This is a genomic window from Chitinophaga rhizosphaerae (assembly GCF_003958645.1).
Lineage (GTDB): Bacteria > Bacteroidota > Bacteroidia > Chitinophagales > Chitinophagaceae > Chitinophaga > Chitinophaga rhizosphaerae.
The window spans coordinates 71,748-95,246 of sequence record NZ_RXLO01000003.1 but is presented as its reverse complement, the minus strand read 5'-3'; the positions used below and the strand labels follow the sequence as shown (position 1 = coordinate 95,246).

General features: G+C 55.0%; 22 protein-coding genes. 8 read left to right on the top strand and 14 right to left on the bottom strand.

Features of this window, described 5'->3' with window-relative positions:
* The first annotated feature begins 15 nt into the window (after positions 1-15).
* Together EJ361_RS07565 and EJ361_RS07560 are read left to right on the top strand one after the other, a co-directional pair.
* Positions 16-1,530 carry a RagB/SusD family nutrient uptake outer membrane protein gene (locus EJ361_RS07565; RefSeq protein ID WP_126244885.1) on the top strand — a complete coding sequence of 505 codons (1,515 nt, stop codon included), beginning with the start codon at positions 16-18 and terminating at the stop codon, positions 1,528-1,530.
* A gap of 71 nt (positions 1,531-1,601) precedes the next feature.
* Entirely contained in the window at positions 1,602-3,413 is a 1,812-nt protein-coding gene (locus EJ361_RS07560; protein WP_126244884.1) for an alkaline phosphatase, read from the top strand.
* Here EJ361_RS07560 and EJ361_RS07555 read toward each other — a convergent pair.
* Positions 3,404-3,832 (bottom strand): SRPBCC family protein, encoded by a 429-nt coding sequence (locus tag EJ361_RS07555; protein WP_126244883.1) that lies wholly within the window; start codon positions 3,830-3,832, stop codon positions 3,404-3,406. The genes EJ361_RS07560 and EJ361_RS07555 overlap by 10 nt on opposite strands.
* 159 nt (positions 3,833-3,991) lie before the next feature.
* Between EJ361_RS07555 and EJ361_RS07550 the strand changes: the two genes are divergently transcribed.
* A complete protein-coding gene (locus EJ361_RS07550; protein WP_126244882.1) occupies positions 3,992-4,468 on the top strand; it encodes a hypothetical protein in 477 nt (158 codons plus the stop codon).
* Here the strand turns inward: EJ361_RS07550 and EJ361_RS07545 are convergent, their stop codons facing one another.
* From EJ361_RS07545 to EJ361_RS07535, 3 genes are all read right to left on the bottom strand, one after another.
* The gene (locus tag EJ361_RS07545) at positions 4,469-5,320 is read right to left on the bottom strand and encodes a dienelactone hydrolase family protein (RefSeq protein ID WP_126244881.1); all 852 of its coding nucleotides are present in this window, start codon (positions 5,318-5,320) and stop codon (positions 4,469-4,471) included.
* A 110-nt stretch (positions 5,321-5,430) separates the two neighbouring features.
* Entirely contained in the window at positions 5,431-5,871 is a 441-nt protein-coding gene (locus EJ361_RS07540; protein ID WP_126244880.1) for a carboxymuconolactone decarboxylase family protein, read from the bottom strand.
* Between the two features lie 69 nt (positions 5,872-5,940).
* On the bottom strand, positions 5,941-6,516 hold the full coding sequence (locus tag EJ361_RS07535; RefSeq protein ID WP_126244879.1) for a Crp/Fnr family transcriptional regulator: 576 nt from the start codon (positions 6,514-6,516) through the stop codon (positions 5,941-5,943).
* Positions 6,517-6,588: 72 nt separating this feature from the next.
* Between EJ361_RS07535 and EJ361_RS07530 the strand changes: the two genes are divergently transcribed.
* Complete coding sequence (locus EJ361_RS07530) at positions 6,589-7,494, top strand: bestrophin family protein (protein WP_126244878.1); 906 nt, start codon at positions 6,589-6,591, stop codon at positions 7,492-7,494.
* A 65-nt stretch (positions 7,495-7,559) separates the two neighbouring features.
* Entirely contained in the window at positions 7,560-8,564 is a 1,005-nt protein-coding gene (locus EJ361_RS07525; RefSeq protein WP_126244877.1) for a helix-turn-helix domain-containing protein, read from the top strand.
* Positions 8,565-8,908: 344 nt separating this feature from the next.
* Here EJ361_RS07525 and EJ361_RS07520 read toward each other — a convergent pair whose 3' ends face one another.
* The 4 genes from EJ361_RS07520 to EJ361_RS07510 form a co-directional block, all read right to left on the bottom strand.
* Positions 8,909-9,850: an alpha/beta hydrolase gene (locus tag EJ361_RS07520; RefSeq protein WP_126244876.1), complete on the bottom strand. Its 942-nt coding sequence runs from the start codon at positions 9,848-9,850 to the stop codon at positions 8,909-8,911.
* Positions 9,851-9,856: 6 nt separating this feature from the next.
* Positions 9,857-10,378 (bottom strand): hypothetical protein, encoded by a 522-nt coding sequence (locus tag EJ361_RS07515; protein ID WP_126244875.1) that lies wholly within the window; start codon positions 10,376-10,378, stop codon positions 9,857-9,859.
* Between the two features lie 144 nt (positions 10,379-10,522).
* Complete coding sequence (locus EJ361_RS25570; RefSeq protein ID WP_164714128.1) at positions 10,523-10,693, bottom strand: hypothetical protein; 171 nt, start codon at positions 10,691-10,693, stop codon at positions 10,523-10,525.
* 261 nt (positions 10,694-10,954) lie between these two features.
* A complete protein-coding gene (locus EJ361_RS07510; protein ID WP_126244874.1) occupies positions 10,955-12,088 on the bottom strand; it encodes a FecR family protein in 1,134 nt (377 codons plus the stop codon).
* A 373-nt stretch (positions 12,089-12,461) separates the two neighbouring features.
* On the opposite strand from EJ361_RS07510, the gene EJ361_RS07505 reads away from it, so the two are divergent.
* Positions 12,462-13,043 (top strand): RNA polymerase sigma factor, encoded by a 582-nt coding sequence (locus EJ361_RS07505; protein WP_126244873.1) that lies wholly within the window; start codon positions 12,462-12,464, stop codon positions 13,041-13,043.
* 123 nt (positions 13,044-13,166) lie between these two features.
* Here EJ361_RS07505 and EJ361_RS07500 read toward each other — a convergent pair whose 3' ends face one another.
* The 3 genes from EJ361_RS07500 to EJ361_RS07490 form a co-directional block, all read right to left on the bottom strand.
* Positions 13,167-13,979, bottom strand: a complete 813-nt coding sequence (locus tag EJ361_RS07500) for an alpha/beta hydrolase (RefSeq protein ID WP_126244872.1) — start codon at positions 13,977-13,979, stop codon at positions 13,167-13,169.
* A gap of 53 nt (positions 13,980-14,032) precedes the next feature.
* Entirely contained in the window at positions 14,033-14,629 is a 597-nt protein-coding gene (locus tag EJ361_RS07495) for an RNA polymerase sigma factor (protein ID WP_126244871.1), read from the bottom strand.
* 109 nt (positions 14,630-14,738) lie between these two features.
* Positions 14,739-15,575, bottom strand: a complete 837-nt coding sequence (locus EJ361_RS07490) for a helix-turn-helix transcriptional regulator (protein ID WP_126244870.1) — start codon at positions 15,573-15,575, stop codon at positions 14,739-14,741.
* Between the two features lie 85 nt (positions 15,576-15,660).
* On the opposite strand from EJ361_RS07490, the gene EJ361_RS07485 reads away from it, so the two are divergent.
* The gene (locus tag EJ361_RS07485; RefSeq protein WP_126244869.1) at positions 15,661-16,053 is read left to right on the top strand and encodes a DoxX family protein; all 393 of its coding nucleotides are present in this window, start codon (positions 15,661-15,663) and stop codon (positions 16,051-16,053) included.
* A gap of 4 nt (positions 16,054-16,057) precedes the next feature.
* Positions 16,058-16,999 (top strand): polysaccharide deacetylase family protein, encoded by a 942-nt coding sequence (locus EJ361_RS07480; protein ID WP_126244868.1) that lies wholly within the window; start codon positions 16,058-16,060, stop codon positions 16,997-16,999.
* Between the two features lie 61 nt (positions 17,000-17,060).
* On the opposite strand, the gene EJ361_RS07475 is transcribed toward EJ361_RS07480, so the two are convergent.
* The 3 genes from EJ361_RS07475 to EJ361_RS07465 all read right to left on the bottom strand — a co-directional run bounded on the left by EJ361_RS07475 (position 17,061) and on the right by EJ361_RS07465 (position 23,272).
* Positions 17,061-18,254, bottom strand: a complete 1,194-nt coding sequence (locus EJ361_RS07475) for a thioredoxin family protein (RefSeq protein ID WP_126244867.1) — start codon at positions 18,252-18,254, stop codon at positions 17,061-17,063.
* 90 nt (positions 18,255-18,344) lie between these two features.
* On the bottom strand, positions 18,345-19,793 hold the full coding sequence (locus tag EJ361_RS07470; RefSeq protein WP_164714127.1) for a RagB/SusD family nutrient uptake outer membrane protein: 1,449 nt from the start codon (positions 19,791-19,793) through the stop codon (positions 18,345-18,347).
* Positions 19,794-19,804: 11 nt separating this feature from the next.
* On the bottom strand, positions 19,805-23,272 hold the full coding sequence (locus EJ361_RS07465) for a SusC/RagA family TonB-linked outer membrane protein (protein WP_164714126.1): 3,468 nt from the start codon (positions 23,270-23,272) through the stop codon (positions 19,805-19,807).
* Positions 23,273-23,499 lie beyond the last annotated feature (227 nt).

Genomic DNA, 23,499 nt, shown 5'->3' with positions numbered 1-23,499 from the left:
AAATCCAGGACTATCATGAAATCAATGATCCGATATATGTTCGCGGGGACCCTGGCGCTGGGGCTCGCCACTTCCTGCACCAAGCAGCTCGACATCTCGCCGGAAGGCACCCCCACCACCAATAACTTCTGGAAATCCGAGCTGGACGCCATCTCCGGTGCCAATGCCATGTACCAGCCCATGGACGATGAGAACTTCTACGGCCGCGGGTACTGGTGGTTCATCAACGCCAGCGACGATATGGTGACCGGCCGTATCAAAGCCGAGGCAGACAACATCAAGAACTTCAACCGCAGCTTCATCGGCGGCTCCTACACCGAGGGCCAGTGGAGAATGCGCTATAGCGTCATCAAACGCGCCAACGACGTCATCAACCGCGTGCCCGCCATCGACATGAACGAAGCCACCAAGCGCCGTGTGATCGGTGAAGCGTACTTCATGAGCGGCATCATGTATTTCGAACTGGCCACCACTTATGCAGACGATAAGGCCGGCGTGCCCATCGTGCGCAGAGATGTTCCGCTGGACGAGAAGCCCATCCCCCGCGCCGCCAACATCGCCGCCAACTGGGATTACATAGAGAGCGAGCTGAAACAGGCCTCCGCCTACCTGCCCACGTTCCAGCAACTGGCGCCGGCAGATTACGGCCGCCCGCATAAATCCGCCGCCCTCGGCTACCTCGCCAAAATGTACCTCTACAAAAAGGACTGGGCCAAAGCCGAAGCGTATTGCGACTCCCTCATCGGCAGCGGCCGCCATCAGCTGCTGGACAAATTCGCCGACGTGTTCACCATCGCCAACAATTGGTCTTCTGAATACATCTGGAGCGCCTATTCCACCTCCAAAGGCCAGGGAGGCTTCGGCAGCATCCTGCCCGGCGTAATGCTGGAAAACAAAGGCTGGGGAAAATACAACGGCTGGGGATATTACATGCCCACCAAAGAACTGTATGACACCTACGACCCCAAAGACAAACGCCGCGCCGCTACCATCCTCGCGCCCGGCGACCGTTTCAAGTTCTGGGGCGATTCCGTGACCTACAATTCGCTGAACAGTCTTTCCGGCTACCAGTTCAACAAATACATGGAACCGTTCACCTATGCAGACGGCGTTCATGCCAGCAAGAACGGCGACCACCCCACCACCGACCTCTGCCTGCCGCTGCTGCGCTATGCCGAAATCTACCTGATCAAAGCGGAAGCCAGGCTGATGCAAGGCAAGAATGCGGATGCAGAGCTGAACGCGCTCCGCAAACGCACCGGCCTGCCCAATTTCACCAACGCCACCCTGGCCGACCTCAAGAAAGAGCGCAGGCTGGAACTGGCCGGCGAATGGGCGAACCGCCATGCCGACCTCGTTCGCTGGGGCGATGCACAAGCCGCCTATGCCAAACCGCTGCATGGTGCAAGCGGCGCGGAAATCTGGCCCGCACGCGCCTTCGACCCTACGCGCCACCACATCTGGCCCGTTCCGCAAAGCGAAATCGACAACAGCGGCGGCATCATTTTCCAGAACGCCGGTTGGAAATAACCATTACCGAAACATGATCATTTTACTGCAAACTCCCGTTATGACGGGAGTTTGCTATTTTTAATACACCGATGAGACACACATTCACTTTCCTTTTGCTCTTCCTGGGGCTCGCAGGCGCCCGGGCACAGTACACCGCCGGCAACGCGCATTCCCATAACGACTATGCGCAGGCCGTTCCGTTCGAAAAAGCGTTTTCGCTGAACTTCGGATCGATTGAGGCGGACGTATTCCTGCTGAACGGCGTGCTCTACGTGGCGCATATGCCCGCGGAGATCGATACTTCGAAAACATTGCGCAAGCTGTACCTGGAGCCGCTCCGGGAGAAAGTCCTGGCCAAAGCCGGGGTGTTCGGCGAAACGAAGCAGTACCTTCAGATACTGATCGATTTCAAAACCGCCGCAGCACCTACCATGGATGCGCTGCTGCGCCTGCTCCGCGAATTCCCCGAGCTGATGAACAACCCCAAGCTGGAGTTCACCATCAGCGGGAACAGGCCACCGCAGGAACAATGGGCTTCCTTCCCCGCCTGCATCCGCTTCGACGGCCGGCCGGGCGTTACCTACACCGCAGCCGCGCTGAAGAAAGTTGCGCTCATCAGCGACAACTTCCGGAATTACACCAAATGGAATGGTAAAGGAATACTGGTGACCGAAGACCTCACTCGCATCGAAAAAGTCATCGCGCAGGCGCATGCGCAGGGAAAGAAATTCCGGTTCTGGGCTACGCCCGATGATGTGAACACCTGGAAAACGATGATCAAACTCGGCGTGGATTACATCAACACCGATAAAACCGGCGAGTTGGCCAATTACCTCCGCACCCGCGTGCAGTCGCAGTTCCAGGCCGATTCGGCGCATGCCGTTTACCAACCCGCCTATCGCAATAACGATCAACTGTCGAAAGTGAAAAATGTGATCCTGCTGATCGGAGACGGGATGGGCCTGGCGCAGATTTATTCGGGTTATACAGGCAACTTCGGGAAGCTGAACCTCTTCGGCATGCTGAACATCGGGTTCAGCAAAACTTCATCGTCAGACAGCTATATCACCGACTCCGCCGCCGGCGGCACCGCCATGGCATCGGGGAAGAAAACGAAGAACAGGTCGGTGGGCGTAGATTCCACAGGCGCGCCCATTCCGTCTATCGCCGACCTGATCGCCCCGCTGGGCATGAAATCCGCACTTATTTCCTCCGGCGATATGACCGACGCTACGCCGGCCGCATTTTACGGTCATACCCCCGAGCGCGACCGTTCCAAAGAGATCGCCCTCGGATTACTGGAAAGCCCCGTGAGCATTCTCATCGGCGCCGGCCAGGAGCATTTCGAAGGGATGTGGGAAACGCTGCGCAACAAAGGTTACACCATCGAATACCGCCTCTCTTCGCTCGACACCATCCGCCGGGATAAATACATCGTGCTGTCAGACAGTGCGCAACTGCGCATGGCACAAGGCCGCGGCGCATTCCTCACCAAATCCCTGAAAGCCGCGATCAATACCCTGGAGCGGCAGCAAAAGGGATTTTTCATCATGGAGGAAGCGGCACAGATCGACTGGGGCGGCCACGTCAACTCCGTTCCCTATCTCACTTCCGAAATGCTAGACTTCGACCAGGCCATCGGCGAAGCGATGCGCTTTGCAGACAGCAACGGCGAAACCCTCGTGATCGTAACCGCCGACCACGAAACCGGCGGCCTCACGCTGCTGGATGGCGATATCTCCAAAGGTTATGTAGACGGGCATTTCAGCACCAACGACCACACGGGCGTCATGGTCCCCGTTTTCGCGTATGGCCCGCATTCGCTGGACTTCCGGGGCGTCTACGAAAACACCGCGATCTTCGAAAAGATCATGCAGATCCTGCGCCGGTATCAGAACTGACGCCGCTGGAACGGAATGCCCTCGCCCGTTTCGCAATACAATTTCATGCTGTACAGGAACCAGGCCCAATTGTAATTGCAATACCGGTAGAACTCCGTCAGCTCGCGCCATTGGCTATGCCGTAACGTAACAGCCGCGGATTTCTGCCGCTGCTCGATGTCGAACGAAAGGAAAGTGCCGACCCATTCCTGGTCGGAATCCACACATTCCCAACGGATACGCCCGGGCGCTTCCATCGACAGTACCTTGAACCGCGTGCTGTAATTGTCGTTAAAATCGAATTCATTGATAAAACCCGCTTCCGGTTTCACGACCAGTTTTTCCGTCCAGATTTCCGAAAGCCCTGCTTTGGTGGTGAGCGCTTCAAACACTTTTGCCGCCGGCGCTTTCACATACTGGATTTGTTCGATGTTGTACATGCTTGGATGAAGTTGAAAAATCTATCAATACGTATTACAAAAAATATAATATTAATTCCTGCACGAAAGTAATATTTCCATATGAGGAGAATCCAGTAAATTGGGTATACCGCTGATCGTCAACCAAAATCTAAATCTACTTCCCCCAATCCACCGAACATGCCGGCCGATACATCCGTCCAGACAACGAGATTACTCCAGGGAGCACTGTACGCAGGGCTTCTCGTCTGGTTGCTGGACGGGACGGCGGCGGTGATCCAGAGCAATTTCCGGCCAGACCGTGTTTTCAGGTACGTGGCGAGCGCGGGCGCGGGGCCTTCGGCATTCAAAGGTGGCAATGCATTTATTCTCCTCGGGCTTTTCTTTCATTTCCTCGTCGCTTATGGGTGGAGCCTGCTTTTTTTCTGGCTGTATCCCCGGTTGGCTTTGTTACAGGGAAACCGCTGGCTGACGGGAATCCTTTACGGGCTCGTGGTCTGGGCCTGTATGCGGTTGCTCATCGTACCGCTCACGCTGGCGCCGGTCGGAAAGCTCACCTGGAACGGCGCACTGACCGGCATGGCCATTCACATGGTATGCGTAGGCCTGCCCGTTGCGCTGACGGCTTATTATTGGTACCGCCGGCCGCAGGCCTGATCAGGCCAATGTTTCCTTAAAAACTTTCAAAGTTCGCTCCCAGGCGAGTTTCGCGGCGGCTTCATTGTAGCGCGCGGTGGAAGTATCGTTGTGGAAAGCATGTTGCGTTCCGGGATAGATGAACAGTTCGTATTTCGTTCCCGCAGCTTTTAATGCGGCTTCATAGGCGGCGATGCCGGCGTTCACCCGTTCGTCGGACGCCGCATAATTGAGCAGCAGGCGCGCCTTGATCTTCGGCACGTCCGCCACATCGGGCTGCATGCCGTAAAACGCCACGGCCGCATTGAGCTCCGGATCGTTCACGGCCAGCTGGTTGGCCAGCGCACCGCCCCAGCAAAACCCCACGCAGCCGGTTTTCCCGTTGGCATCGGCACGGTTCCGCAAATACTGGAGCGATAACAGGTAATTACGCAGGTTCTGCGCCTTATCCAGCTGACCGATTTTGGTGCGGCCTTCGTCTTCGTTGGCAGGTGTTCCTCCGAAAACCGACAGCGCATCCACGCCCAGCGCCGTGTAACCCGCTGCTGCCGCGCGCCGCGTCACGTCTTTGATATGAGGCGTCAATCCGCGGTTTTCATGGATCACTACCACACCGCCGCGCTTGCCGCCCGCTTTCGGGCGAACGAGGTACGATTTCATGGTCACGCCATCGCCCGGGTACGTCACTTCCTCTTCGATCAAATCGTCGGAAAGGGGCGCGGCGGCGCTGGCGTAATTGGATTCGAGCAGGGGAAGTACCGCCATGGCTGCTGCCATGGTGCCGGTAAGCTTTACGAGGCGGCCGAGGAATTCGTCGCGGCGCAGCGGCCGGTGGGTATATTCGTCGAACAGGTCGATGATGCGTTGGTCCATATGCAACAGGGTTTTCATCAAGTTAAAAAATTTTGCCGGAAACGGGAAGCGGGCGCCCCGATAATCGGGCGCCCGCTTGTTAATGCTGTTTTCAAATTACAGCGGTATTGTTAATGCAGCGCCGGTTTCATGTGGGTGGATACGCCGATGCGGTTCCAGGCGTTGATGACGATCACGGCCATGATCAGTTCTGCGATATATTCCTCGTCGAACACCTTTGCCGCGCGGGCATACGTTTCGTCTGAAAGTCCCTGGTGGATGAGGGTTACTTCTTCCGTCACCGCCAGAATCGCCTGTTCTTCTTCCGAAAAAAAATCCGTTTCGCGCCAGTTGGTGAGCGCAAGCAGTTTGCGGAGCGATTCTCCCTGGGCGAGGGCGTCTTGCGTATGTTTGTCGATGCAATAGGTACAGCCGTTGATCTGCGACGCGCGAATGCGGATCAGCTCGTGATGCAGCGGTGCGATGCGGGTTGAAGGCAGGTAGGATTCCAGTTTCACGACGGCTGCATATCCGGCCGGGGCCGCCTTTTTGATGTTAACTCTTTGTGACATGATGTTTCGTTTTACAGCACAAAGGTCTGGCAGGACGGGGGTACGATTTCTTGAACCAGTTCAATAAAATCAAATGTTCCGCTTTGCCCGGATTTTGCTGATGAATTCCGGCGTGAGGCCGAGATACGATGCCAGCATGTATTGCGGTACGCGTTGTACGAATTCCGGGAACGATGACCGGAAATGTTCGTACCGTTCCTCCCCTGTATTGCCGAAGATATACATTACGCGTTGCAAAGCGGCGGCGAGGGCGCGCTGGCTGATGATGCGGAAGTAGCGTTCGAATTGGGGAAGTTTGTCGAAAAGTTCGTCTTGCCGTTCGCGGTACAACACCGCGCATTGCGTATCTTCAATGGCCTGAATGCTGAATCCGGATGGTTTCCGGGACTCGAGGCTGAAGTAATCGGTGATCCACCAGTTCTCGATCGCGAAATGATTGATGATTTCCGTATCTTTTTCATTGAGTTGGAAAGACCGGCAGAGCCCTTTCACGATGAAGTAATTGGCGCTGCAGATATGCCCCGCGCGCAGGAGCATTTCCTTTTTGCGGAATGTCCGCAGCTCGATGTAATCCGCCAGGATGGCGTCTGCCTCGGCGGGCAGCGGGGTGAATTTCCGGATATGTGCCGTCAGTTCGGGGATCATACAGGCAATTTAAGTTTTTGGCGTCAACAATCATGCACCGTTTTTTGTAGAGCTATCATCTAAAACCCACTTATGCTGCTTCGCGACAAACTCTCGCTGGTCCAGATTTTCAGGATGACCTGGAGGCTGGACATTGCAATGATCATTTTCTGTACAATGGCCTACTACATCGATCTGTACTGGCTGCGCGACCACATTTCCATTCCATTGACGATCACGGCGGTGCTGGGAACGGCGCTGGCATTTTTCATCGGGTTCAACAACAACCAGGCGTACGACAGGTGGTGGGAAGGCCGCAAGATCTGGGGATCGCTGGTGAACGATTCGCGTTCATGGTCGAGGGACCTTACGGCTTTCTGCGAAACCGATGCGCTGGAGCAGGCGCCCACGCTGGCGCGCCGCATGGTGTTCCGGCACCTGGCGTTCGTATATGCGTTGAAGTCGGCGCTGCGGAAAGACGGGGATACGTATTACCAGGGGTATCTCAACCCCGATGAAGTAGACGCCGTTGCGGCGAGCAAAAATCCGGCGAACGCCATTCTCCAGCTCCAGGCGGTCGATCTGCGCACGCTCCGCGATCTGGAAGCAGTGGATGGTTTCCTTTTCCGCGAGCTCAACACCCGGCTAACGGCATTTACCGACCAGCTCGGCATGTGCGAGCGCATCCGGAACACCGTTTTCCCGCCCAGTTATCTCTTTTTTACGCGGGTTTTCATATGGTTCTATGTGATGATGACCACCTTCAGCCTCACGGAAAACATCGGAGGATGGGCGGTCCTTTTCGGCTGGGCGGTGGGCTTCGTGTTCCATGTTACCCATCAGAACGGATTGAGTATCATGGACCCATTCGAAACCAACCCCATGTCGCTGCCGCTCAACAGTATTGCCCGGACCATCGAGATCAACCTGCTGGAAGCGTTGGGCCATAGCCCACTCCCGTCTCCCGTGGAGCCCGTAGGCAAATTGTACATCCTCTGACGCTGGGGAATACGGATTTTATATTGTAATTTACGGGTATCAGTCCTCAGCCAAACTGTTATCCTATGTTCGTAGTAGACCGTCCTGCTATCATGAATTTCGACGTCCCGGAACATCTGAAAAACCGCGTTACCATTTCAGACCGGCTACCGTCCCAATACCAGTCACACCGCGTGCCGGGAACCACCGTGCATTACACCGAAGGTCCGTTCGGCGCATATTTCAAACAGGAATTTATGTGCAACGATTTCGTGATCGGGTGGTTAAATTTCGACATCAGGGAGCATGTGTACCTGTACCCGATTACGGAAACCCCGCTGCTGGCGCTTTATACCGGCATTGCGGGAGATATTCCATGCGAGTTGCAGGGTTCCGCCGAAAAGCTCATGCTTCCCGAAAAGAAATTCGCCTTTTATTATGTGCCGCCCATGGCGTTCAACCGCGCAGAGTTCACGCCCGCACATTATACCTCGGTGTATATTTCCTATTCCAATTCCTTCATGCAGTATTTCAGCAACAAACACGAAGCGTATAAACCGCTCGTAGAGAAACAGTTGCGGGGAGAGCAGGAAGGGGAACAGAAAAACCTCATCCCCACGGGGCACGACGAGAAAGAGATCCTCAAAGCCATGCGCAGTTACGACAAAAGCCCCGCCATGATGGAACCCACCATGCAAGGCCACGTCATGCTCCTCACCGCGCATTACTTCAACCTCCTCCTCAATCGCCACCAGGTGCCGAAAATGCTCCTCAACGCGTGCGATTACATCCAGGAAAACCTGGGCGAAGACCTCAATACCGCTGGCATCGCCCGGAAAGTAGGCTCCCATTCCCTGGCGCTCAACAAGCTGTTCAAAGACACTTACGGCAAAAACGTGCGCCAGTACCTCACCCATAAACGCCTGGAAGAAGCGGAATACCGCCTCCGTACCACCAGCGAACTCGTGTGGGAAATCGCCGCCTTCACCAACCTGACGGATGCATCGCACCTCGTACGCCTCATTCGCGCCAAACACGGCGTTACCCCCGAGGAGTACCGCGACAGGCACAAATTGCACCAGGCAGGCTGATTTTTTTCACTTCGTACAATTTCCGGCCCGGCATATACAATGCCGCATGGCCAACTTTTGCCATTTTTACAATACAAGGTGACACGCCTGGCTGAGGCTGAATCACTTTCCGAAGAACCGGCCCGGGCCCTCTTCCAACTCTGGTAATGCATTTATAAAACACTGTGAGACAATACGTAATTAAGGTTTCTCCAGTTTAGCTTAAGATAAAGAAATCAGACAAGAATCCCCGTTCCCCAAATTAGACTTGAGACACCTGGAATATAAAAAGCCGGCGCTCTGCACCGGCTTTTTGCATAAAAGGAATTGTACGGACCGAATTGTACGGATCCGTACGAGCCTGTTTATTCCACCTTCATAAATTCCCGTAGCGCCGCCGCCCATTCCGGGCGGTAGCGCGACAGGAAGTTGACATGACCCGCTTCCGGGAAAGTCACCAGTCGTTTTGCTCCACCCAGGTTTTTGAAGACGGCGTCTATTTCCCATCTTCCCACCCTTTCGTCTTTTTCGCCGTAAATGACCATGGCCGGCATTTTCGCGGATTTGGCGTCTGTCATCGGCCGGTGCCCGAATCCCCAGAAACCGTGGATCGCTCCGCCCCAGAACACCACGAGGCCCGCCAGCGGCACTTCCGGCGCGCCAACAGCCCTGAAACGGGCGCAGGTAGCCTCGTATAACGTGGCGAACGGCGCTTCCAGGATAAGGCCCACCGGTTCCACGCCCCCGTCTTTCACGGCTTTCAATACAGCCGCGGCGCCAAGGCTCGTGCCCAGCAGCCAGATATTCTTTTCGCCGGATTTGCGGACATAATCATACGCCGCCTTTACGTCGCGGCCTTCCTGGAACCCGACGGTGGTGTAATTGCCGCCAGAGCCGCCGCTTCCCCTGAAATCGACCAGCAAGGTATTAAAACCCATGTCCCGGATGATCATCGCCCGGTCGATCATGCTCGATTTCTTACCACTATAACCATGGAACAGCACAACCGTGCCACGGGCACGGGGAACGCGTACCAGCCAGGCTTCCAGCGGGAAATCACTTTGCAGGGTAATGGTTTCGTAAGGAACAGGAGGCACGCTGTTGTTGGCAGGCCGCGGATTGTCGACGCCCAGCACCACGGTTTTCAGTTTACCGAACGCAGACAGGCGGTTAGGATTGGTCCGCGGAGCGGTGGTATCGGTGAAATGGGTGAATTTCCACGCATGCCAGGCGCAAAAGAGGTTTAATAGCAGGAAAAGGATGGCGACCGTCCAGGCGAGTCTTTTCCAGGATCGTTTACGTTGCATGCAGTATTATTTTTCCAGTTGCAGCACAGCTTTCAGGAGCGTGAAATTCTCGTCGTTCACGTCTTCCTGCCAATAATATACGGTATCGTTTTCACGGACGATGCGGGCCTGAAGCGCCGCGTCCGTCTGGTATTCTCCAGCCGTGGGCAACATCCATGGCCCGGCGATGCGCTTCCAGCCAGCGGGTTGCAGCGTCCAGGTGGTCATGTAATGCACGGTGCCGTGCAGGGGACTTTGGAAAAGGGATATTTCGGGACGGCAGTCGCCATTGAGGTCGCCCTCATTGATGAGACGGAACCGGCCTTCGATGTTGTCCATGGCGGGGATGGCCCCGGTATTGAATTTCACGGCGAAGTAGCTGGGTTCGTCCGCCCCGGTGGATGGTGCCACCAGTTCGCGCCAGGCGGAATCGATGACGCCGTCGCCGTTGAAATCGCCGGAAATACCGATGGCTTCGTCGGTCGCGTATCCACTATTGGTGGAGCCTGTCGGCGGCGGAGGGGGCGTTGGAACGGAGGATTCCGGCATTGCTACGGACGCCGCTTTAATCTCTTTTACGGGCGGTGGCGACTGGCATGCATATAGGGACGCAAGGGCAATGATCAAAACAGTACTTTTCATGGTAATCCCGGCAACGGAATGGCGCCGCTGCCGTGCTGCAAAATACGGCGTTTAGTCTTTCCGACCACCCCGGGAAAAGAGGAAAATGATCAAACCCAGCACCACGGCAACGAGGATGAGGCCCGTCCATACGCCGGCCTTGAAAATGCCGCCTACGATCTCGCAGCCGGAAAGGGTTATGGAAAGGATGGCGATGATGGAAAGTGAAAGGATGCTGTTCATGGTGTTTCTTTTTCGGGGATCATATACTGTGCCGAAACGGAGAATACCGCATAGCGGGCGTGTTTGAAGGGGGAAGCGGTGTGTTGGGTGGAAGAAATTCCACAGTGGGGGATGACGGTCTTACGATCCGCCAGGCATTCGTTGTTTCTGCCTGGTGCAAAATCCCGCATCTGATAGGGCGGTAAAAATCGAAAGCGATACCGTCAAAGTCCGGGAATAACTGCTTTTCACGGGGAAGGAATGCATATTCGGGATACCGGCTTATTTCACATGCAGTTCGCTGTCTTTCCAGTAGAAGGTGACATCGCCGGTGAGGTTGATGACGTCGATGAATTCCTGGATGGGCTTATTGCGGTCGAGGCGGCCCCAGAGGCGTTCGCGGCCTACGTTGGGATTATCGATCACGAGGGGGGTGTTGAACCAGCGGTCGAGCATAACGGCGATTTCGGTGACGGTGGCGTTTTCGAAATAATGGATGCCCTGGCGCCAGCTGAGGGTCCGGTTGGCATCGAACGCGGCGACTTTAATGGATTCTCCGGCGTTGACGAGGGCTTCGCTGCCGGGGTTCAGTTCGATGCGGTCTACGCCCGAGCGCACGGCCACTTTACCGTTAACGAGCGAGGCAACCATTTTATGCTGGATGTATGCGTTGATGTTGAACTCGGTGCCGAGGACCTGTACATCGCCTTGCGGGGTGTGTACGGTGAAGGGATTTTTGGCGCTGGCTTTTACTTTGAAGTAGGCTTCGCCGGCTTCGAGGAACACTTCGCGCTGGCTGCCGTTGTTGAACCGGAAGCGGAGGCGCGAGCGGGAGTTGAGCCAAACGGTGGAGCCGTCTTCCAGGTTCACCTGGTAATCGAGGCGGGCGGGAACCACAAGGGTGGACCATCCTTCTGCGGGGGCGTTTTCCCCATCGAGCGCAAGCACGCGGTTATTATTGGTGAAGCTGGCGGCGGTGGAATGGTGGGTTTGCACGCCGGTGTCTGCCAGGGGGATGGTGGTGCCATCTTCCAGGACGAGCGAAGCGGAGCCGCCTTCGGTAACGGCGGCGAAAGTGGCGGGCGTTTTGGTGGAGGGTTTGGTGGCCACAAGCCAGATGGCGCCGGCGAGCATGGCGGCAACGGCGGCGCCGGCGATGGAGCGGACGATGGCCCGGCGGCGCCGGCGCTGCATTTCATGTTGACGGTCGTATACATCCAGCAGGCCGGTGTTCACGTCGAACGACGAAAAGGCTTCCTGCAATTCCTTTTCAGGGATTTGCAGGAGCTCATCGCGCAAGGCACGAGCTTCGGGGTCCGAATCAAGGATGGCGTCCAATTCAGCCTGTTCTTCGGGCGTTATCTGCCCGAGGATCCTGCGAACCAGCAGCAACCGTATATATATACTATCTTCCATGAAAGAATTCGTCTACGTTAATAGATGCAGGTTGGTGGATGAAGGGTGAAAAGATGCCGGAAATAAAAACCATCCGGGCGGGGCAAACGTAAATATAAGGAGAGAACCATAATTCGGCAAACAACGGTAACGACTGTTGGGTTTTAACCCAAATCATTAACAATTACATAACGATTCCTTAAACTGTTTTTACCGAATTTTAAGACGGCAGGAACCTTGTCCAGCATACAACCGCGTTGGAATACTTACCGAACTGCACTTTGACATTTTTTCTCCACTCCATGCTTAAGACAGTATTCATGTTACGGGCGCGCCGCCAACGGCAGATCAGGAAGAGACAAAAATGATACTGTTACTTTAAAATTCTGCAACTGTGGAGGACCAAGAACTCATTCAGCAACTGCAACAGGGCAATCTGGAAGCCTTTGACCAGGCTTATAAGAAGTATGCACCCACCATGCTTACCATCGCTTATACGTTTATGCGTGATAAAGACGATGCGGCGGACGTGGTGCAGGACTGTTTCGCGACCCTGCTGAACAAACCCCAGCTCTGGAAATCCATCCGCGACATCAGGTGGTACCTCATGCGCATGGTGCAGAACCAGTGCCTCGGCGTGATCCGCAAAAGAGACCTCCAGCAACAAAAAGACGAAGTCTTTCAATACTACAACAAATCCGCGTCGGAAGACATTTCCCTCCCGGACCCCTACAACAACGTCAACCCCCAGGAAAAAGAAAACAAAGTAGTTTCCTGGCTCGGCTCCCTCAGCCCCCAGCGCAAACGCGCCATGGAACTCGTTTACCAGCAGGAATTATCCTACCAGGAAGCCGCCCTCAAAATGGGCATCAGCAAACAAAGCGTAAAAACACACCTCCGCTACGCCAAACAGATCCTCAAATCCAAAATGACCATCATCGCCATCGCCATTACCTCCGTCCTCGTTTTCGGTTAAGCGATTTTGCGCATCCATCAATCCTACACATACATAAAACAACACATGGTACCAGAAACGGCCGATCACCGTTTATAGCACCATGCATTTTGTTATCGCTCATTAACTGTTTCACCAACCGGATCAACGGCCGAAGAACCGCTTTGCGAACAGCAACTGGTATTCCACCGCGTTCGCCCAATACGCCCAGGTATGGCCGCCCGGCCGCACCACGTAATCGTGCGGGATATTGCGGTACAGCAGCGTTTCATGCAGTTTTTCGTTCACGCCGAAAAAGAAATCCTCCGTCCCGCAGTCTATCATCAGCGACAGCGAACCCGCCGTCAGCAAATGCAACTGGTTCATCACGGTATGCTGCTCCCAGCGCGCCGGCTGTTCCGCATACGTACCGAGGCGTTTCGCCATGTCCCAATTCTTCGGGAAAGGGCGGATATCCACGCCGCCACTCATGCTTCCCGCGGCGCCGAACACATCCTGGTGGCGCATCGCGAGGTACAGCGCACCGTGGCCGCCCATGCTGAGGCCCATGATGGCTCGGCCTTTCGGGCTGGCGATCGTTTTAAACTTCCCGTCTACCCACTTCACCAACTCTTCCGCCACGTATGTTTCGTATTGAAATCCCGCATCCACCGGGCTATTCCAGTACCAGCTGCCGAAACCGCCGTCGGGGCAAACGATGATCATATTGAAACGGTCGGCGTAATCTTTCACCGCCGGTACTTTCTTCACCCAGTCGGAATAATTGCCGCTATAGCCATGCAACAGGTACACCACCGGCAAAGCCGCGTCTGTAGCCTTATCCGGCGTAATCACGACGGCAGGGATGTTCTTCTTCATCGCTGCGCTCCAAACGTTAACGGTATCCACTTTGGCCGCGATGGCGGGAAAAACGGCGCACAATACCCATGCCGCCGTCCACGAAAAGATTTTTTTCATACAAGGAATTTGGGCCCTTAATATACAGCGGGAATCCTTCTTTTTCAAACGAGTTACAGGTGAGATACGCCGGCAGGAGCCACCAGCGCGAAAGAGAGCAGTACGGGGAACGAACCGTCCATCCCTTTACGAATGGCGCGGAGCGACAAAGAAATTTTCTTTTCGACGGTTTTGATGGAAATCCCCAGTTTCTCCGCGATCTCCCTGTAAGTCAGCCCCTCTTCCCGGCTGAGGCGCAGAATGTTGCGCTGATCTTCGGGCAGGCGGCTGAGGAGGTTGCGGACGATGCTTTCCATCTCATTGTAGAGCAGTGGTTCGTGATTAATCAGGTCCTGGGTGATGGATGCCAACCGGTCGTAGAAAGCCGCGTCCGACTGGAGGCGGTGCAGGGCTTTAAGTTCCTGGAAGCGGACGGCCTGGTGGAGATAGGCGCCGACTTTTTCGATACGGGCGTCTGCACGGCGGTTCCAGAGGGAAATGAACACCTCCTGCACTACGTCCTGCGCCAGCGGACCGTCATTCAGCATGGCACGGGCCCGCTGGTAGAGCGTCTTCCAGTAGCGTTGGTAAATCTCCGTAAATGCGTCCTGATCTCCCCCCTGCAGCAATTCATATAGCTGCTCGTCCGTATATGTCGAATATGCCGGCATCAAGCCATAAAAGTACGGACTTTTCCGTCAATTTGCGGGATGCGATTGTACGACCGTACGGTGCTCCGCCTGCGCAGGCGGAATTTATCCGGGATGAACGGAGCACGGATCAAGGAGTACCGAGCGACTTTCGGAAGGCGCCTGGCGCCATGCCGCTGTATTTCCGGAACAGCCTGTTCAAATGGCTGGCATCGCTGAATCCCAGTTCTTCCACGATTTCGCTCACCTGCATTTCGGTGTAGCGAAGGCGTGTTTCCACCAGTTTCATCCTGTAATTCATGATGTATTCCTGCATGCCCGTCCCGGTTTTGTTTTTGAAGTATTCGCTGATGTAGGCTGGGCTTACATGGCAATGTTCCGCTATTTTTTCCGCTCTCAGGGCTTCGGGCAAATAGATATTTTCGTGGATATAATGCAATAATGCGGCGGCCCTGCCGCCCAGGTCTTTTTTACCGGGCAACGGCGCCAGGAGCCTGATGTTCCGGGCGGCGATGGTGATGAGGGCGTTGAGGAGCTGTGCCATAACTTCTCCGCTGTGGGGCGCACCGCCTTCCTGCTCCCGCAGCATGCCTTCTACCAGTGCGCGGGCCAGGGGCTTGTCTGTCCGGTGGGCGAGTATACAGCCCGGCAAATGATGATGGTGATGAAAGATGTATTCCAGATGGCGCAACCACTCTTTTCCCAATGTGCGCAAATGTTCCCGGCCGAACCGGATGAAGCAGAACCTGGTGGTGGACAGTATCTCGAAATCGTGCGTGTCTTCCGGAAAAATGATGAACAGTTTGTCTTTCGCATAGGGCAACCGGTGCTCATTGATGATCTGCACGCCTTCCCCATCCAGTACGAACACCAGTTCGAAATAAGTGTTCCGGTGGCGCCGGGCTTCGTATCTGTCTGCTTCCAGATAAGCCAATTCGAAGGGCTGGTATATATGCCGGATGTCCATACCCGTAAAGGTACCCGAATTTCCAATAATTATACAATCATATCTCCCAAATACTACTCAATTTTGTACAATTAAATGAATTTTCATGCATACTACCGTTTTTCTTTTGCTTCGCCTTGCCCTGGGCGCCAGCATGTTCGGGCACGGGCTGGTGCGGCTGCCCAAGCTCAGGGGCTTCAGCCAATGGATGGTTGCCAGTTTCGACCGTTCGATGCTCCCGAAAAGCCTGGTTGTACCGTTCAGTTACGCGCTTCCGGTCGCTGAATTCATCATCGGGCTGCTGCTGATCTTCGGCCTTTTCACCCGTCCGGCGCTGGTTGCAGGCGGCGTCACCATGGTGCTACTCATCCTTGGCACGTCCCTGATCGAAAACTGGGAAGCCGTTCCGTCCCAGCTGATACATGCGGCATTCTTTGCGGTGCTGTTGCAATATGTTCAATTTAACAGGTGGGCGATCGATCCACTCATTCATCAATAATATCATGCAAAACAGAAGAAAATTCCTCCAGCACACGGGAATGCTGGGCCTCACCGGGCTCATCGGCCCTGCCGCCGCCATGGCGTTGCCACAACCCGTTACCGCTGCTGCGCCCGCCCGTTGGCCGAACGGCGCCAAGCTTATCGTTTCCGTTTCCATGCAGTTCGAATCCGGCGGACAGCCAGCCGATGCCGAAAGTCCTTTTCCACCCAATATGGCGGCCGGTTACCGCGATCTTCCGGCCGCCACCTGGTATGCATACGGGTACCAGGAAGGCATTCCGCGGATGCTCGATAACTGGGACCGGCTCGGCATAAAAGTTACCTCCCATATGGTGGGATCGGCGGTGCTCAACAGCCCTGCCCTGGCGAAAGAGATCGTACAACGCGGCCACGAAGCTGCGGCCCATGGCATGAACTGGAGCAGCCAATACGCGATGGACTATGCCACGGAGAAAAAATTCATCGCGGATGGCGTGGCGGCTATCCGGGAAGTTACCGGCGTAACGGCCAAAGGATACAACGCCAATTGGCTGCGCCGCGGCGCCAATACGCTGCAGATCCTCCAGGAGCTGGGATTCACGTACCATATCGACGACCTTGGCCGCGACGAGCCTTTTCTCATCCAACTGAACGGAAAAGACTTCGCTGTTGTGCCGTATACGTTGCGATGCAACGACATCCTGCTCATCGAGGGGCAGCACTTTTCCACCGGCCAGTTCCTGGAACAGGTCAAAATGGAATTTGACCAACTCTATGCTGAAAGCGCACGGCGGCGGCGGATGCTTTCCGTCAGTTTTCATGACCGTATCGGCGGTACGCCGCAGATGGTGCTGGCAGCGCGGGAAATGTTCCAATACATGCAAGGGCACGCCGGCGTGGCGTTCATGCGTAAAGACGATATCGCGGCCATGGCACTGGGCGATCCCGCGATTTTACGGGCATAAAAAAAGGGCTCCGGAGAAATCCGGGGCCCTGTAATCGCATATATATTATCAACCGTTATGCTTATAAGCGATCGAATTCGTCTACCAGTTCCTGCGCGAGTTTCTGGATTTTGGACGTTTCGGCGTCGGCCAGCGCGCGCGCTTTGCGGGCGGCTTTGAGGCCTTCGTCCTTCTTTTTGAGGGAAAGGCAGACCCATCCGAAGGTGCTTTGCACGCTGTATTCTTCCGGATCTACTTCAACGGCCCTTTTTGCCAGTTTGTAGGCTTGGGGGAGGAAAGGCTTCATTTTTTCGTCGGGCTCTTTCTTTCCGCTGATCCGCCGTGCCAGGAAGCTCAGTTTTTCCGCTTCGGCATTCAGCACGCCTTTCATCGCCTTGTTTGTCAGCGCGATGTATTGTTTTGCGCGGCCTTGACGGAGCAGGAATTCCGCTTCCAGCATCACGGCCTGCTGCTGGCGGTCTTTGGACGGGGATTTCGAAAAATGCTTCAGTCCTTCGTAGAACGCCGCTTCGTTTCCGGCGTACACATGGCCGTACAAGGTGCTGGACAACAGTCTGTCTGTCAGCGCATCCAGCTCGGCGCCGGTTGTATAGTGCCTGAAATCGTCCTGGTGAGCGAGGTAATATTTGCCGAATTTATCGGTGCTGGTACGCGCCAGGTGCTTGATCGCTTTCCAGCCCAGGGGTGTTCCCAGCGTGCTGTCTGTCATTTTTCCGCTGATCTCTCCTGCGATTTTTTCCGCCATCTGCCGGTCTGAGCGGCTGAGGGCGAGATAGTAGTTGAGGAGGAAGGGAATGTCTCGCTGGCCGTCTGCATATCTTTTTGCCACAGACGACAGGCTGCGATCGGGATCCGCCGCCATCCGGCCTTCTTCGAGGAATTCCTCGGCGGTCATCCGTGAGCCGGTCCTGTGCACAATTTCACCTTTTGAATTGATGAACAGGTAAGTGGGGAACGATTGCACGTTGTATTTTTTCCGCAATTCGATCCCTTCCCCTTTTTCCATGTCGAATTTCGTGTTTACGAATTTGCCGTTGTAGAAGTCCGCTACGTTTTTGAGGACGAACACGTTTTTGTCCATCCATTTGCAGGGCGCGCACCAGGAGGTGTAGCAATCGAGGAACACGAGTTTATTTTCCTTTCCGGCCTGGGCGAGTGTTTCGTTCCAGGGCGCGGTGCCGAAGCGGATGCCTTCTTCCTGCGCGCGGAGCGTGAGGGAGGTGAAGAGGGCGAAGATCAGTAAGAATGGTTTCATGATGCAGTTTTTAAAAAAGGGCGCCGGGAAATCCGGCGCCGCTTGATTGTATGGGTTTATCACTCGTGGTTAAGAAAGAAACGGTTGGTTTTATCTTTCGTATTGCGGTATGCCGGGGTTCATGGACAGTACTTTCGGCGGAACGGGCAGGATGAACCTGTTATCGTTCGCGGGTATCGTCCAGGTTTCTGCCCCGTGTTTATGCGTTACAGATTTGGCGAAGCGCGGGTCTTTATTGAGGCGCTTCAGATCGAAGAGGCGATGCGTACCCACGAAAGCCAGTTCGCGGCGGCGCTCTTCTACTGCCATGCGGAGGGCATCGTCTTTCGTTGCGGCCACCAGCGGCTGGTTGTTCTTGATGCGGAAATTGCGCAGGTTGTTCAGGTGCGCCAGGGCTTTGTCCTTATCACCCACACGCGCTTCGCATTCGGCGGCGGTGAGGATGATTTCGGGGAGAGACAGGCCTACGTTCGCTTCTGCGTAAGACGCCCACAGCACGCGACCGGGGAATTTAACAACGGCGGTACCGAACTGGGCGGTGCTGTCGCAATAAAACAGCTTGAACCGCTGATCGGCTGCGCCTGCCGGCAGATCGCGCTTGAAGGTGGAGATCAGGTCTTCCGCGGCATATACTTCCGCATTCACCGTACCATAGCTGGAGCTGCTGAGGCGTGCCCAGATGGTTTCGGGGTTGAGGTTGCCGTCGGGGAAGGCGGTGCTGTCTGCCAGCGTGCATACGCGGCCGAAGGTACCTTTCCGGGTGGTGTAGATTTTATAATCTACCAGTTTGTTCGCCAGTTTGAGCGCCTCGTTGGCGTTCTTCAGGGCGTTCTGGTAATCGCCCATGTAGAGGTACATCCGGCTGAGGAAGGCGAAGCCTACGCTTTTGGGCGGATGGAAGGCGTTGGGTACTTTTTCGTACAGGTTCGGCGTAGCTTCGTCGAGGTCTTTGCGGATTTGCGCGTACACCTGGGCCACGGTGGCACGTTCGTACTTGGCGTTGATGTCTTCCGTCAGGATCAGGGGCACGCCGAGGTCAGTGGCAGCAGTAGCTGCGTCGTAATGTTTGGCGTAGGTGTTAACGAGCGTCAGGTATTCGAAGGCGCGGCCTACGAGGGCTTCCGCTCTTACCCGGCGCTTTTCGGCTTCCGTTCCGTCGGGTACGTTCATCACGTTGTTGATGATGACGTTATAGGTGAAGATGTGGGAGTAGGAAGGCTCCCACTGATTGTCCGTCTGTCCCGCTTCCAGCACCTGTCCCGGTACGAAAGTATACATGTTCTTTTTGAACTGCGGTAAGGCTGCGAAGGAAGCCGCTTTGTTCACATCCTTTTCCATACCCGACTGTACATCGTCTGTCAGGTAAACGGGATAGGCGGAAACAGCGCGGTACAGGCTGATGTCGTTCCCCAGTCTTTGGAAATCGTCGAAAAATTCAGGGATGGTATACCCTTTCGGCTTGATGTCCAGATATTTGTTACATCCGGCGGCCAGGAAAACGGCGGCGCCGGCGATCACTCCATATATTGTTTTTTTCATCGTGCACATGTTTAGAAAGTAAGGTTAAGACCGAAGGTGTAGCTGGTAGGGACCAGTGTGCCGCGGGTCGGGTAATTTTGCAGCGTGGTGCCGTTCCATACTTCCGCATCGAGGTCCTGCGGGTTGGCAGACCAGCGCCATGCGTTCTGGACCTGCATCATGAGGCGCAGCCCCTGTACCTTGTATTTCTTCAGCAGCGCAGACGGCAGGTTGTATCCCAGTGTGATGTCGCGCAGTTTGATGAAGCTCGCTTTCGAGATATGCTTATCTGCCGCATTCCAGATCAGCGTGGAGTTGGTGGGAGCGGATGCATAATAGGCGGGTGCCATGTCCGGGTTGTTTTCGTCTCCCGGCTGGCGCCAGTAGTTCAACGCCAGGCGGTCCATATTGGTGGTGTAGTTCAGCTCGGGCAGGCGCGTCAGGTAAGGTGCGATCACGTCGCGCTGAATATGGCCTCCATAATAAATGAACATGAAGAACAGCTCGAAGTTTTTGTACTTCAGGTTGTTGATGAGGGAAGCGGAGTACGGGGGAACCGTGGTACCGGAATATACGAGATCCTCGGGCGTCAGTTCTCCTGCACTGCTTACGATTTTACCGTCTTTGGTATACGCCTGCGGACGGCCGGTTTTGTCCAGCCCAGCGTAACGGATGCTGTACAGCGAACGCATCGCTTTGCCCTGGCGGTTCTGTAGGTTGTACACGTAATCGATGGTAGAATTGGCAGACACATACAGGTCCGTCAGTTCATTTTTGTTATAGTTGAAATTGAACGTGCTCGACCAACGGAAGTTATTCTGTTGCATGTTCACGCTCGTGAGCGATACGTCTACGCCGCGGTTGACCATGGCGCCGTAGTTCACGGTAATTTCCTCCCAGCCGATGGTAGGGTCTGCCTGGAGCGCACCCATGAGGTCGCCGGTTTGCTTGTTATAGAAATCGAGCGTACCGGTGAGGCGGCCTTTAAACATATTGAAGTCCAGGCCGAGGTTGATTACGTTGGTTTTCTCCCAGCGTAAATCCGGGTTCGGCGGATAGTCGATGTAGGCTTGCGGCTCGTTGGTATAGTAGTTGGTGCCGTTGTTGACAGCGATCAGGTATGGGCCCGTTTTCTTGGCAACGTTCCCGTTCACACCGTAGGTTGCGCGGGCAGACAAACGGTCGAGCCAGGGGAGATCGTTTTCGCTGATCACGTACATGGCGCCGGCAGACCAAAGCGGACGGTACTGGAATTTCGGGTTGGTGCCGAAGAGGTTGCTCTGGTCGATCCGGAGCGATCCCGTGGCCGTCCATCTCCGGTTAAAGGTATAAGAACCGTTACCATAGAAAGATACGAACCTGTTCTCGATTTCATACGGCGCCTTTTCGCGGCGTGACAGGCGGTATTGCCCGAAAAGCGCTTCCGTTCCGTAAATGGTAGTTCCGAGCATCGTCAGCTCGTCGATGGATTTCGACGTGAGGGAAAACTCGTCGAAACCGTACCGGTAGATATGCGTACCGGTTTCGCGGACATTGCGGCGCTCGGCACCTGCCAGGAACTGCACCTGGTGGTCAGAACCGAACATGCGGTTAAAATTCAGCTGTGCCCGCAGCGTGTAGGAATTGTTGGCTGTGCGCGTTTCGTCGTATTGTCCGCCGGTAGGTACGTTCAGTTTCGTCTGACCGTCTTTGATCACCGTTGCATCGTTGATCATCGTTCTCACATAATTAGCGTTCGCACGATACAGCTGGCTGCGGAAACCTTCCGTACGCTCGTTCTGGTAGCGCACATCCAGCGACAATCCTTTCAACAAACGAAGGTTCAGTCCCACGTTCATGTTCAGGTAGTTAGTATTGTTTTTGAAGTGCTGTTGATGCACTTCGTCCATCGGGTACATCGTTTCGTCCATCAGTCCGAGCCCTTTCAACCGGTCGATCTCGAACTGGGATTTGCCGCCGTACCATTTAGCGGGCGAGCCATCGGGGTTGCGCAGCATGAAGTAGCTTGCACGGCCGCCGTTGAGGTTGCTGTAGCCGTTGAAGCCGTTGTCGTATTCGGCGCGGGTATGGCTGCCCAGCACGCCAACGTCCAGACGGGCCCAGTTATTCAGGTTGAATACATTGCGGAGGTTGTATCCGAAACGCTCGTTGGATTGTTCCTTTTCATACGGATTGTCGCGCATGTAGTTGACGGACAGGTTATACTGGTGTTTATCCGTACCGCCGGAAAGCGAAAGGTTGTGCTGCTGCACGAGTGCGGCTTTGCGGAGGAATTCGTCTTTCACCTGCTGGTAGCGGTCGTTCTTGCGATAAGGTTCCAGGGCTTTGTCGAGTTCAGCGTCGGAAATATTGCCTGCTTTATGTTCGTAAAGGAGGCGATACACGTCGTTCATGAACTTACGCTCGTCGATGTTGGAGTAGTCGTTAGACCAGTATCCGAACATTTCGCGCTGGAAATCCACCAGTTCCGAGCTCGACATACGGTTCATGTAGCCTCTGTCGGGCAACGGGGTGACGCGGAACGAGCTGCTGAGGTTAACGCGCATGGGACCGGGTTTCCCGGTTTTGGTCACGATCACGATCACACCATTGGCAGCGCGCGCGCCGTAGATAGACGCAGCGGAAGCGTCTTTCAGCATGGTGATCGAAGCAACGTCGGACGGGTTGATGGCATTGATATCGCCTTCATAGGGGATACCGTCTACCACGAACAGCGGTTTAATTTCGGCGTTGATCGACGATACGCCGCGGATCTGGGGCGCATCGCCCCTATAGTTGGTGAAACCTGCGGCCATACCTTCGAGGCGGTTGAGCAGGCCTACATCCATTTTATTGGCCATGTCTTTGGCGGAAATGGAGGAAAACGAACCGGCGGCGCGTTCTTTCGAGAGCGTGGTGTAACCCGTGCTCACGATGGAAACGCCCTGCAGGCGCGAGGGAAGCTGATCCAGTTTGATGGTCAGTACGGTTTCCGGTCCTACTTTCATTTCCTTTTCGCTGAAACCTACATAGCGGATCACCAGCACATCACCGGCAGCGGCGGAGATCACGAACCGGCCGTCTACATCCGAAACCGCGGTGCGCCTTGTGCCTTTTACCTGGATGGAAGCCCCCGGCAGCGGGGTGCCGTCCATATCCGTTACCGTTCCCGAAATATCGATCGCGGCAGGCGCAAGGACCTCCATCGTGGCGGAAGGAGCGAAATTGGCTTTTCTCTTTACGATCACAACCTTGTCCAGCACCGTGTAAGTAAGGGGCTGGCTGCTGAACGCCTTGCGCAGCGCGGTGTTCAGATCGGTTTTAAAAACATTCAGGTCAGATACCTCCAGCGTCTGGATATCTTCTTTCGAATAGAGGAAAGAATACCCCGTTTGCCGCTCCACCAGCTTGAAAAAATGCTCGAGCGAGGATTTCCTGATAGAAAAATCGACAGTCTGGCCGAATGTTCCGGCGCTAACGGTAATACATGCCGTCAGCATGAATAAAGTGGTGAGCTTCATAATCTTCCACATTTTGCTCCCGGGTAGCATCTTCCGGGAGGTTCTACAATCAGGCGGGTAAGGGATACCCTGCCGGTGTTGGCACCTGCCTTTTAAAATCATACTTTTGATTTTGGGTGATAAATAAATTTTCTCTCAACTGAACATTTGTTTCGCCCTTGGCAACCGGAGCTGGTACCTCCTGTTGCCGGGTCCCGGCCTGCAAGCCGGGATCTTTTTTTTGGCTA